This window comes from Flavobacterium sp. XN-5, from assembly GCF_008033395.2.
GTDB lineage: Bacteria > Bacteroidota > Bacteroidia > Flavobacteriales > Flavobacteriaceae > Flavobacterium > Flavobacterium hiemivividum.
Window position 1 is genome coordinate 156,091 of sequence record NZ_VOGZ02000006.1, and the last position, 12,270, is coordinate 168,360.

General features: G+C 35.9%; 10 protein-coding genes. 5 read left to right on the plus strand and 5 right to left on the minus strand.

The window, feature by feature from the left end; translation table 11 throughout:
- The first annotated feature begins 83 nt into the window (after positions 1–83).
- The 4 genes from FQU23_RS11735 (at position 84) to FQU23_RS11750 (ending at position 5,472) form a co-directional block, all read left to right on the plus strand.
- Positions 84–776, plus strand: a complete 693-nt coding sequence (locus FQU23_RS11735; RefSeq protein ID WP_147673987.1) for an SIR2 family NAD-dependent protein deacylase — start codon at positions 84–86, stop codon at positions 774–776.
- 68 nt (positions 777–844) lie between these two features.
- The gene (gene purB / locus FQU23_RS11740) at positions 845–2,191 is read left to right on the plus strand and encodes an adenylosuccinate lyase (RefSeq protein ID WP_147673988.1); all 1,347 of its coding nucleotides are present in this window, start codon (positions 845–847) and stop codon (positions 2,189–2,191) included.
- Positions 2,192–2,523: 332 nt separating this feature from the next.
- Positions 2,524–4,764 (plus strand): cation:proton antiporter, encoded by a 2,241-nt coding sequence (locus tag FQU23_RS11745; protein ID WP_147673989.1) that lies wholly within the window; start codon positions 2,524–2,526, stop codon positions 4,762–4,764.
- 345 nt (positions 4,765–5,109) lie between these two features.
- A complete protein-coding gene (locus FQU23_RS11750) occupies positions 5,110–5,472 on the plus strand; it encodes a hypothetical protein (protein WP_209282348.1) in 363 nt (120 codons plus the stop codon).
- 251 nt (positions 5,473–5,723) lie between these two features.
- Here the strand turns inward: FQU23_RS11750 and guaB are convergent, their stop codons facing one another.
- The 5 genes from guaB to FQU23_RS11775 form a co-directional block, all read right to left on the minus strand.
- A complete protein-coding gene (guaB, locus tag FQU23_RS11755) occupies positions 5,724–7,196 on the minus strand; it encodes an IMP dehydrogenase (protein ID WP_132110724.1) in 1,473 nt (490 codons plus the stop codon).
- Between the two features lie 191 nt (positions 7,197–7,387).
- Positions 7,388–8,788 (minus strand): DUF5723 family protein, encoded by a 1,401-nt coding sequence (locus tag FQU23_RS11760; RefSeq protein WP_147673990.1) that lies wholly within the window; start codon positions 8,786–8,788, stop codon positions 7,388–7,390.
- Positions 8,785–9,336: a hypothetical protein gene (locus tag FQU23_RS11765; RefSeq protein ID WP_147673991.1), complete on the minus strand. Its 552-nt coding sequence runs from the start codon at positions 9,334–9,336 to the stop codon at positions 8,785–8,787. Before FQU23_RS11765 ends, FQU23_RS11760 begins: the two co-directional genes overlap by 4 nt.
- Positions 9,337–9,444: 108 nt before the next feature.
- Entirely contained in the window at positions 9,445–10,308 is an 864-nt protein-coding gene (locus FQU23_RS11770; protein ID WP_147673992.1) for a hydroxymethylglutaryl-CoA lyase, read from the minus strand.
- Positions 10,309–10,434: 126 nt separating this feature from the next.
- Positions 10,435–11,454 carry a quinone-dependent dihydroorotate dehydrogenase gene (locus tag FQU23_RS11775; protein WP_147673993.1) on the minus strand — a complete coding sequence of 340 codons (1,020 nt, stop codon included), beginning with the start codon at positions 11,452–11,454 and terminating at the stop codon, positions 10,435–10,437.
- A 174-nt stretch (positions 11,455–11,628) separates the two neighbouring features.
- Between FQU23_RS11775 and FQU23_RS11780 the strand changes: the two genes are divergently transcribed.
- Positions 11,629–12,174, plus strand: a complete 546-nt coding sequence (locus tag FQU23_RS11780) for a phosphoglycerate mutase family protein (RefSeq protein ID WP_147673994.1) — start codon at positions 11,629–11,631, stop codon at positions 12,172–12,174.
- The last annotated feature ends 96 nt before the right edge of the window (positions 12,175–12,270 follow it).

Genomic DNA, 12,270 nt, shown 5'->3' on the forward strand with positions numbered 1-12,270 from the left:
TCAATAATGAATACAAAAAATCATTAATTTAGCGGTAATCTGAGATTTTCAGTATCGCATTATCAATGTCTATTGTACCCATTATGAGAAAAAGATTAGTTGTGCTAACCGGAGCCGGAATAAGTGCCGAAAGTGGTATAAAAACTTTTAGGGATGGCGACGGTCTCTGGGAAGGACACAACGTTATGGACGTCGCCACACCTGAAGGGTGGATAAGAAATCCTGAATTAGTCCTTGACTTTTACAACAAACGCAGACAACAGTTAAAAGAAGTAACCCCAAATTTAGGACATGAAATCCTAGCGGAATTAGAAGCTCATTTTGATGTTTTTGTAATCACACAAAATGTCGACGACCTGCACGAACGTGCAGGAAGTAAAAATGTATTGCATCTCCATGGAGAATTATTAAAAGTACGAAGCACGACGAACCCAAATCATATTCTAGACTGGACGGAAGATCTCAATACTGGAGATTTCGATGCGCAAAAAAACCAGTTGCGTCCTCACATTGTCTGGTTTGGCGAAGAAGTTCCTGCCTTAGACGAAGCCATCGCCATTACAAAAACCGCCGATTATTTTGCAGTTATAGGTACCTCACTACAAGTATATCCGGCAGCGGGATTAATCGACTTCACGCATCCTGAAGTTCCCGTTTTTTATATTGATCCAAAACCGATTCGGATTCCAAATCTCAGAAATCCATTAGAAGTAATACCAGAAATCGCTTCTGAAGGAATGAAACGATTAAAAAAGATGCTAATTGCTGGTATTTAAAAAAGTAATCCTTTTCGAAATTGTTTCTAAAGGTTTATATTTGTGCCTTTCGAACAAACAACACTACAATGACTACTTTAAACGAATTGAATGCTATTTCTCCAATTGACGGAAGATATAGAAACAAGACTCTTTCTTTGGCTCCTTTTTTCTCGGAAGAAGCGTTAATCAAATACCGCGTATTGGTTGAAATTGAATATTTTATTGCTTTGTGCGAAGTGCCTTTGCCACAATTAAACGGGGTAAATCCTGATTTATTCGATACCCTAAGAGACATTTACAAAAACTTCTCGACTGAAGACGCGCTGTGGATCAAAGAAACTGAAAAGGTAACGAACCACGATGTAAAAGCCGTTGAATACTTTATCAAGGATGCCTTTGAGAAATTAGGCCTATCACAATACAAAGAGTTCATCCATTTTGGGTTGACTTCTCAAGATATTAACAATACAGCAATTCCACTTTCGACAAAAGAAGCTTTTGAGAAAGTTTATATGCCTTCTCTAATTACTTTGACTTCTAAATTGAAAGATTTAAGTATCGAATGGGCTGCAGTTCCTATGCTAGCACGTACTCACGGACAACCCGCTTCTCCTACTCGTTTGGGTAAAGAAATTGGCGTTTTTGTGGAACGTTTAGAAGAGCAAATGCGTTTGTTGTTTAACATTCCGTTTGCTGCTAAATTTGGTGGTGCTACAGGAAATTACAATGCACATCATGTGGCTTATCCACAGGTTGACTGGAAAAAATTTGGAGGTAAATTTGTAGAAGAAAATCTAGGATTACACCATTCTTTCCCAACAACCCAAATCGAACATTACGACCATTTTGCAGCATTTTTTGATGCTTTAAAAAGAATCAATACGATTATCATCGATTTAGACAGAGACATCTGGACTTATGTTTCGATGGAATATTTCAAACAAAAAATAAAAGCAGGAGAAATAGGATCATCGGCGATGCCACACAAGGTAAACCCAATTGACTTTGAAAACTCTGAAGGAAATTTAGGAATAGCAAATGCTATTTTCGAACACCTTTCAGCTAAACTGCCATTGTCAAGATTACAACGTGATTTAACTGACAGTACAGTTTTAAGAAATGTAGGTGTACCAATAGGTCATACGATCATCGCATTTGAAGCGACTTTAAAAGGTTTAAACAAATTGTTATTAAACGAGCCAAAATTCCACGAAGATTTAGAGAAAAACTGGGCTGTAGTTGCAGAGGCAATCCAAACTATTTTGCGTCGTGAAGCATATCCTAATCCTTATGAAGCATTAAAAGGATTAACTCGAACAAATGAAGCGATTGATAAAAAAGCGATTCATGGTTTTATTGCAACACTAGACGTATCTGAAGAAGTGAGAGCAGAATTAATGCAAATCACACCAAGTAATTTCGTTGGAATCTAATACCAAAACAATAAAATAGTAATTCATAGCTTCTGTTTTTTTGAAATTCATAAAAATAGATCGTGCCAATGCTATTTTAAATCAAACAACTCCAAAAAAAGCTATCTTTATCGGTAGCTTTTTTTTTGACAATCCTCTTATAACAACTCATTGTGAAGAGGAAATCTAAAGTTTAGCCCTGACTGCAATGGAAAGCCTTGCAGGCGAAAAACAATTTTCATGGCAAATTGCAGAGCGACCGAAGGAAGCTCCTGCAAATGCCTAATAAAAAAGGTTTTTAGACAAAAGCTTAAAATGAAAGGCAGGAAATTGCTCCTAATAAAAAATAAAATATGAGTACCGTAGCGACAGTTGCTGAAGCATCACAACATTTAACACCACTTATTAGCGACTTAGGATTAATCCTAATGACCGCGGGTATTGCAGTTTTAGTATTTAAAAAATTAAAACAACCCTTAGTGCTAGGTTATCTTATAGCCGGATTTCTTGCGGGAAACCACATTGATTTTTTCCCATCTGTAACAGATCCGAAGAGTGTTGATGTCTGGGCAGAGATAGGGGTGATTATTTTACTTTTTAGCTTGGGACTCGAATTTAGTTTCAAGAAGTTGATGAAAGTGGGCGGCACCGCCTCTATCACCGCCATCACGCAGATTATCACCATGGTAATAATGGGTTTTTTAGTGGGCCAATGGCTTGGCTGGAAGCAAATGGACAGTATTTTTCTAGGTGTGATTCTATCGATTTCCTCCACCACGATTATCTTAAAAACCTTCGATGAACTAGGCGTCAAGGCGCAAAAATTTGCCGGAATCGTTATTGGTTCCCTTATCGTTCAGGATATTGTTGCCATTTTAATGATGGTATTACTTTCTACAGTTGCCGTGAGTCAGCAGTTCTCCGGAAGTGAATTAATGTTTTCTGTCTTAAAACTTGTTTTTTTCTTAATTGCTTGGTTTGTGGGTGGGATATTTTTTATTCCTACTTTATTAAAAAAAATAAAACATTTACTAACTGATGAGATGACTTTAATTGTCTCCTTAGCACTGTGCTTGATGATGGTTATTTTAGCATCGAATGCAGGATTCTCACCTGCTCTAGGAGCCTTTATCATGGGATCTATTATTGCCGAAACTACGCAAGCAGAACACATTGAACACCTCATTAAACCTATAAAAGATTTATTTGGGGCTATTTTCTTTGTATCTGTAGGTATGTTGATCGACCCAAAAATGCTGTATGAATATGCGTTTCCAGTAGTTGTTTTGACTTTCGTAACCATCTTTGGACAATCGATAAGTTCCACCATTGGTGCGTTGATTTCAGGCCAGCCTTTAAAACAATCCGTGCAAACGGGAATGAGTTTGTCACAAATAGGTGAGTTCTCCTTTATTATTGCCACATTAGGAATGTCCATGAATGTCACCAGTAAATTCTTGTACCCGGTTGTCGTAGCAGTATCCGCCGTTACCACGTTTACAACTCCGTTTATGGTGAAAATGGCGACTCCTTTTTCTGCCTATTTAGAGCGAAAACTGCCGAAAAAATGGTTGAAAAATATAACGCGATACAGTACCAATACGCAAGCTATTAAGTCGGCAAGTACCTGGCAAGTCGTGTTAAAAGCTTATATTTTACAAATCGTAATTCACACCATAATCATATTAGCGATCATATTGCTCTCGGCTAAGTTTGTCTTGCCGTTAGTAGAAAACTCTAAATTTGGAAATGCGATTACAGCACTAATTACAATAATTGTTTTAGCTCCCTTTTTATGGGCGTTGTCTTTACGTCGTGTTGCCGTTAAAGAAGTAGAAATCCTTCGTAAAGAGCGAAAATACAAAGGACCTATCATGATGATGGTTTTATTTAGAATGGGATTAGCTATCTTTTACATTGGTTTCTTACTCAATATCTTTTTCTCTCCTCTTATTGCTTTCTTTGCCTTGGTTACAGCTATTGCCGCTTATGTATTTTTTCCAAAGAAATTGCACAGCCAATACCTTAAAATTGAGAATCACTTCCTTCAAAATCTTAACAATCGTGACATAATAAAAATAGACAGGAAATACGCTAGTCTAACACCTTGGGACGGTCACATGACTACATTTACAATTGCCAAAGACTCGAACATTGCGGGTAAAACTTTGCAAGAATTACGTTTGCGCGAGGAAATGGGAATCAACATTGCTTTTATAAAAAGAGGAGAAATAATGGTTAAGATCCCAACCAAAAATGAGCGTTTGTTTCCGGGTGATGAAATTTGTGTCATCGGTACGGATGCACAGGTAAAAGAATTTAAGGGTTACTTACATCAACACGAATTTGAGCCGCCTAAAAATGTCGAAAAGCCGGAAATTATATTGCAACAACTGGAATTAAACAAAGTAGATTTGATAGGGAAAAGCATCAGTCAATCTCTTATTAGAGAAAAAGCAAACGGTATGGTCGTAGGTATCGAACGAAATGGTAAACGTCTATTGAATCCAGAATCTGACTTAGTGTTACAGAAAGATGATATTCTATGGGTTGTAGGTGATAAAAAGCGAATGAATCAGTTCTTTGCTGAGTAAATTTCTTTTTTTTTCTTTATTTGATTGCATTAGAGATTTTTACAAAAGTTTAAAACTATTCTGGCAGTGAACTTAATAGCTGAAAAATAAGAAAATACATCTATAGTTATTTAATACGATAGATAAAGATGTATATATTTGATGTTGTATACTAGGTTATGGGTTATAATAAATAGAAAATATGCACTTATTTGACGACTTAATAATAGAACCACAGTATTTACTTTAAACGTATTAGAAGAGACACGTGCTAAAGTTATAGAAGAACTACAAACAGGAGGTTCTACAATTGCCGTTAAGAATCTGCAAGCGATTCAGTTACAAAAAGCAATTATTGCTGTTGGAATGTTTTCATTATTCGAATCAATGTTACAAGAAGCCTTATCTTGCAGAAATGGTTTTGAGGAAGCAAAAAAAATACTTGTTCAAGCTGGAAATATTACTCTTAAAAACAATTTCGAAGAATTTATTTGCGCTATAAACGTATTGAAACACGGAAAGGGGAAAAGTTATAATGCTTTAGTTTCACAATCAACTAAATTACCTTTCAAAATAAAATTAATTGGAGAAAATTTCTTTGAGGAAGGTGATATTGCAGAAGTTTCGACTTTAATTGAAGTTAATGACAAATTTGTTTTGGATTGTGCTGAATTGATTGAAAACGTGTCGAAAGAAATCAGAAACGAACGCTCTGACTTTTTTTTGTAGGCCATATCATATGAATAAACACAAATTGGATAAAAGAATAACAACCTATAACCGCCATTGACCTAGCTATACTCTAGTAAAATCACCGTTTCGCATCAAGTTTTCCTTAAGCAGAAAATTGAAAAGCATACAAATTCTCCACCTCTCTTCTCAAGCAAAGTTTCAATTTAAATTTAGCAAAGAACAAAAAAAAGGCTGTCATAAAGTTTCAACACTTTAGACAGCCTTTTTATATGAAATAAAACGAGAAATTATCTTGAATAATTTGGCGCTTCTTTTGTAATTGTAACGTTATGTGGGTGACTTTCGTTGATACCACTAGCGGTGATACGAACAAAACGACCTGTTTCTTGCAAAGTAGGAATGTCTTTAGCACCACAATATCCCATTCCGGCACGAAGACCACCAATGAATTGTAACATGCTTTCGTTTAATTCTCCTTTGTAAGGCACGCGTCCTACAATTCCTTCTGGAACTAGTTTCTTAACATCATCTTCTACATCTTGGAAATAACGGTCTTTAGAACCACCTTCCATTGCTTCCACAGAACCCATTCCGCGGTATGATTTGAATTTTCTTCCTTCAAAAATAATAGTTTCTCCAGGAGACTCTTTAGTACCAGCAAGAAGTGAACCTAACATCACACAGTCAGCACCTGCAGCAATTGCTTTAGGAATATCTCCTGTGTAACGTATTCCACCATCAGCAATTACGGGAACTCCAGTTCCTTTTAATGCTGCTGCAACTTCTAACACTGCAGAGAATTGAGGAAAACCTACACCTGCAACAATACGTGTTGTACAAATTGAACCAGGTCCAATTCCTACTTTCACCCCATCAGCACCGTTTTCTACTAGGAATTTTGCCGCTTCAGGAGTAGCAATATTACCTACAATAACATCTATTTGAGGGAATTTAGCTTTTACTTCTTTCAATGTGTTCACCACACCTTGAGTATGCCCGTGCGCCGTATCAATAATAATAGCGTCAACACCTGCATTTACAAGAGCTGTTGCTCTTTCTACTGCATCACCAGTAACACCAATAGCAGCTGCTACACGCAAACGTCCGAAAACATCTTTGTTAGCAATTGGCTTTTGAGTTAATTTAGTAATATCTCTAAAGGTAATTAAACCTACTAATTTACCATCTTTACTTATAACTGGAAGTTTCTCGATTTTATGACCTTGTAAAACTACTTCGGCTTGTTCTAATGAAGTTCCTTCGGCTACAGTAACTAAGTTTTCACTTGTCATTACCTCAATAATAGGTCTTGCATTGTTTTTTTCAAAACGCAAATCTCTATTAGTTACGATACCTTTCAATCGGCTTTCTTCATCAATAATTGGAATACCACCAATTCCGTATTCTTTCATAGCATTTTTAGCATCCGCTACTGTAGAAGTAAGCGGTAAAGTAACAGGATCGATAATCATACCTGACTCTGCACGTTTTACTTTACGTACTTTGGCAGCTTGCTGCTCGATAGTCATGTTTTTGTGCAAAACACCTATTCCACCTTCTTGAGCCATAGCAATTGCCATAGAACTTTGGGTAACGGTATCCATAGCTGCGGATACAATAGGAACATTAAGCGTTATATTTCTTGAAAATTTTGTTTGGATACTTACCTCGCGAGGAAGCACATTAGAGTAGTTAGGAACTAATAATACATCATCGTACGTTAAACCTTCGCCGATAATCTTGGAGTTATGTGCTATCATGTTGCAATTTGTAGTTGAATTGCGTGCAAATATAACAAATTATTTTAATTTAAAAAAGTGATAGCCCAAGCATGTGAAAAACAGACTTCAATATTCCTAATTTATACTACTCCTCTTACGAAGTAATTTGACAATTAGCCATGAAAAATTAAAAACAGATTGCATTTTTCCTTTCGAAATGAAAAACGATATTAAAATGGTTTATTACTGTCTTCGAAAATAACGTTAAAGCCTAATTGAAACGATACGCTCTTGGCTTTCGACAAATCCCGATATTCTAATAGATTATCAGCCATCATGTACAAATTGAACTTCCCTATCGTACTTGAAATTCCTAAACCTATATTTTTATATGAAAAAGAATCTACCGTATAAGTCGCTTTCATTTGTAATTTATCGAGGACATTCCTTCTATAATATCCCGTTAATGCCATTAAAGGCGCTCTAGGAGTTGTCATGACAAACAGCTGTGCTCCTACTGCATTTCTATAAACTGATTCTGTTGTAACACAATCACAATCTTCTCCTCCTCTTGAGTCATTAAAAGAATATTGATATGAACTATTGATTTTTATAGGTCTCCAAGTGTTGTAGCCGTTATAAATAGTGTCGAGCTGGATAGCATTCCTAAACTGTGTGTAAGCACCATCAGGATCATCCGTGCCATTAAAATTAGGATTTATTCCTTCATATCTATAAAAGCCTTTATAGGTAAATGTCTCTACATCTCTGCTGTGTTTTACAAAACCCACATCAAGAATACTCGCTGTAAACTGAATATTCTTTTTGGGATAATAGGTCAGTCCCAAATCAAATCCTAGGCCTAGGTCACCGCCAAACAACGCTTTTTTTCTAAAATCAGCGGCCGCGTCACCATCATAACCTTCGGCGATATATTCTGAAATTCCAGAGATCTTTAATTGCAAGTTGGAAGAAATGACTTGTTCGAATGCGTTAGTTGTCCCGGGAACGGTATAGATATATCCCGAATTTTTAGTTGAAGTAGCATTAAACGAACTCAAATAAATTTTACCTCGAGCCCCAAGAATAAGCTTGTCAGTTACATTTTTATGATAACCCAAATGCAGCACCGAAAGCAGCTCTGTTCTTAAATTTAAATCTCCTAAATTAAATGATTTTCCAATGTATTCGCTGTTTCCCTCTAAGGCAAGTATAGTGATATCCTTTGGCATATACATTAGAAAATCAAATTCCTGATACATTCCAAACGAAACATATCCTTTGTTTTCTAACCAATCTCCCAGTTTAAAACCGCCATTGAATAATTCTATTTGTTCATTGAGAATTAGTTTGTCATTTCGGGAAGATTGATGCACTACGTCGCGTAATTTAATGTTATAATCTACTCCATTATCAGCAAATAAATCATAGGCCGAAAAACCACTAGAGCCAACATTCGCAGAAATTCCAGATAGTAATGGAACTCCAAAATAAAATTTATAACTAACATCAGCACCGGGATTAGTCATTAAAGACTGCGGGACTGCGGTAAAATTGTACAAGATTTGTTTGTTTTGAGACAAACAAGCAACAGAGAAAAATACCATCAAAAATAGAAGTGTTTTTCTCATTCGACTAACAAATAAGCAGTTGCACTCGATCGCAATTTTAAACTCCCTGGACTACTGGCATTCAACGCAGGACCGGCTTTCATAGTTAATACAAAGTCCATTCTTCTGGTACTTTTGAGCAATTCAAGATTGACATCTTCGAAGATTACTTTTCGAGTTACTTGATTTTTAGTTCCAGTATAGGCAGGAACATCAAAAGGAATATTGAAAAGCGGTTGGTCATTGACATCTAATAGAATGATATCAATAGTGTACGACCTATTAATAGTATTGTTGATTTCAAAAAAGAAGTCGGCTCGTCTTAAATTTTCTCGAAAAAAAGAATCCCGGAAAACATCAAATTCCTGGGCTTCCATAGCAATATTTTGCTCCATTCCCTTCTCTATAAATTGATTGGCAGGAATTTCAAAAGAGGCTAAATTTGCAATAAAAATCGGTTCTAATTTAAAATCGTTAGCTTGATTAAAATCTAAATCACTGCTGCACGAGAAAAAGAGCAACGTGAGTAGCAGAAATCCTAAAATTTTATTGGGGCGGTATGGATTCATATCGAATATGTCAGGGCAATAAATAAATGTTACTATAATTACAACGTTGCTGTTCTTAACTTAGTATTACCTATAGCTGAAGCTCAACGAATTTATGCCTGCTATACTCTAATGAAACTCTCCAAAAAGCTTAGAAGCTTCATTATAAGCACTCTCAAAACTTAATGGATTTAGATTTGCATTTTCTTTATTGGCAGTAAAATAAGACAACAACTTCTCAGTAGGCATATTTCCCGTTAAATCGTCTTTGGCCATAGGGCAACCGCCAAAACCTTGAATCGCACCATCATATCTGCGACAACCCGCTTTATAAGCAGCGTCTATTTTTTCAAACCATTTATCTGGAGTGGTATGCAGATGGGCACCAAACTCTATTTCGGGGTATTTTGGAATCAAATTAGAAAACAAATAACTAATTACCTCTGGAGTGGAACTTCCTACCGTATCTGAAAGCGACAAAATTTTCACTCCCATGTTTGATAACTTTTCAGTCCAATCGCCAACAATTTCTACATTCCAAGGATCACCGTAAGGATTCCCAAAACCCATTGATAAATAAGCAACTACTTCCTTATTTGTTTTATCGGCAATTTCTAGAATTTCTTCCAGAGTCACTAAGGACTCGGCAATAGTTTTGTGGGTATTACGCATCTGAAAATTCTCAGATATAGAGAAAGGATAGCCTAAATATTGGATTGCAGCATGCTCAGAAGCAATTTCGGCTCCTCGAGTATTGGCAATAATTGCCAGTAATTTACTTGTTGTTTGTGATAAATCCAATTGCGCCAAAACAGCAGCAGTATCTTGCATTTGGGGAATCGCTTTTGGCGATACAAAACTCCCAAAATCAATTGAATCAAAACCTACCCTCAATAAAGATTGAATGTACGCCACTTTTCTTTCGGTGGGAATGAACGGCTTAATACCTTGCATGGCATCACGTGGACATTCTATAATTTTTATTGGCTCCATAGGTTTTCAAAGATAAGAAAACTTGCAAAGTGGCAATGATTATGATTATAAAATTTTATAGCAAATAAAAATGCGTAATCCTCAGTCGAGAATTACGCATTATGATAATACTGTAAGTTATCGCTTTTACATGCGACTTAGTACCTTTTGATTTATGGCTTTCACCAAAGCTGGTCCTTCATAAATAAAACCAGTGTACAATTGTACTAAACTGGCACCTGCTTCGAGCTTTTCGATTGCATCATCTGCAGAATGAATTCCTCCCACTCCTATTATTGGAAATGCCTTATTGCTTTTCTGGTACAAAAAACGAATCACTTCAGTAGAACGGCTTGTTAATGGCTTTCCTGACAATCCGCCCATTTCTGCTTTGTTTTCAGACTGAAGCCCTTCACGAGAAATAGTCGTATTTGTAGCAATAACTCCGGCAATTTTAGTTTGTGCCACGATGTCTATAATATCTAGCAATTGCTCGTCTGTTAAATCGGGAGCGATTTTTAGTAATATTGGTTTCTGTTTTGGCTTCGCCAAATTCTTATTTTGCAAAGTCTGCAGTAATTGTGTTAATGGCTCTTTGTCTTGCAACGCACGAAGATTAGGCGTGTTTGGCGAACTCACATTCACCACAAAATAATCTACATGATCAAACAAGGCGTCGAAGCAAATTTCATAATCCAAAGTTGCATCTTCATTTGGCGTCAATTTATTTTTCCCGATATTTCCTCCAATTAAAACTCCGGTATTTTCCTTAAGCCTTTCTACTGCTTCTAAAACTCCTCCATTATTAAAGCCCATTCGGTTGATTATAGCGGAATCAGCCTTTAAGCGAAACAATCGTTTTTTAGGGTTTCCTTCTTGTCCTTTTGGTGTAAGCGTACCTATTTCTATAAACCCAAAACCAAAATTTGACAATTCTTTGTACAGTTTAGCGTCTTTATCAAAACCAGCGGCAAGTCCTACTGGATTTTTAAATTTTAATCCAAAAACTTCAGTTTCTAATCGCTTGTCATTTACTTCATAAAGTGATTTAAAGATAGCACTGAATCCTGGAATTTTAGATAAAGTTCGAATCAAAGAAAAGGTAAAATAGTGCACTTTTTCTGGGTCAAACCAAAAAAGAATGGGACGAATAAGTAGTTTATACATGTGTGTTTTGTTGTGTGCTGCAAAAATAGAATTATCTAGCCGATAAATAAATATTTAGCCTTAAAATTTGATCTTCAAATCTATCAAACGACTTTGGGCTATAACAAACCGGGCTGAGAAAGAAAGAATCATTATTTATTTATAAATTAGCCACAGCATTTAATAAACAAAAACATGAAAAATTATTGCAGCTTTCTACTGTTATTTCTAACCATTAGCCTTTTTGCGCAAGTAGAAGATCCAACCCGAATTTACTTAGTACGTCATGCCGAAAAGATGACGAATGATCCAAAAGAAAAAGATCCGTTATTGACTGAATATGGAAACAAAAGAGCCATTGCACTTGCAAAAAAACTAAAATACAAAACAATAAACAACATTTACAGCACAAATTACAAGCGTACACAAAGCACAGTAATACCTAGCGCCAAGCAGCAAAAAAAAGATATTCAATTGTATGACGCTAAAATTTTAACAGTCGAAGCGGCCAAAATTCTAAAGGAAAATAAAGGAAAAACAGCATTAATTGTAGGTCATTCTAATACCGTTTTAGAAACGATTGAAGCTTTTGGAAGCAAGAGACCAATACCTTCTATTGATGATCAAGAGTTCAATTATCTATTTCTGCTTACAATACAGCCTAACGGAAAAACTAAAGTAAAAGTAATGCATTACGGACAAGCTAATTCCTATAAAGAAGGCGCTCAAATGATGCACTAAAACATTACCATTTTATTCTCGCAATTGCTTCTCAAAGTTAGAGTTTTGAACACTCCTTTCTAAATAAACCTTATATTTGCTCTTCATTAAAAAATA

Bases quoted from the DNA above. Each gene is read 5' to 3' on its own strand.
- FQU23_RS11745 (WP_147673989.1), top strand. From the start codon at position 2,524: ATGAGTACCGTAGCGACAGTTGCTGAAGCATCACAACATTTAACACCA.
- FQU23_RS11750 (WP_209282348.1), top strand. From the start codon at position 5,110: ATGTTTTCATTATTCGAATCAATGTTACAAGAAGCCTTATCTTGCAGA.
- FQU23_RS11780 (WP_147673994.1), top strand. From the start codon at position 11,629: ATGAAAAATTATTGCAGCTTTCTACTGTTATTTCTAACCATTAGCCTT.
- guaB (WP_132110724.1), bottom strand. From the start codon at position 7,196: ATGATAGCACATAACTCCAAGATTATCGGCGAAGGTTTAACGTACGAT.
- FQU23_RS11775 (WP_147673993.1), bottom strand. From the start codon at position 11,454: ATGTATAAACTACTTATTCGTCCCATTCTTTTTTGGTTTGACCCAGAA.
- FQU23_RS11735 (WP_147673987.1), top strand. From the start codon at position 84: ATGAGAAAAAGATTAGTTGTGCTAACCGGAGCCGGAATAAGTGCCGAA.
- FQU23_RS11770 (WP_147673992.1), bottom strand. From the start codon at position 10,308: ATGGAGCCAATAAAAATTATAGAATGTCCACGTGATGCCATGCAAGGT.
- FQU23_RS11765 (WP_147673991.1), bottom strand. From the start codon at position 9,336: ATGAATCCATACCGCCCCAATAAAATTTTAGGATTTCTGCTACTCACG.
- FQU23_RS11760 (WP_147673990.1), bottom strand. From the start codon at position 8,788: ATGAGAAAAACACTTCTATTTTTGATGGTATTTTTCTCTGTTGCTTGT.
- purB (WP_147673988.1), top strand. From the start codon at position 845: ATGACTACTTTAAACGAATTGAATGCTATTTCTCCAATTGACGGAAGA.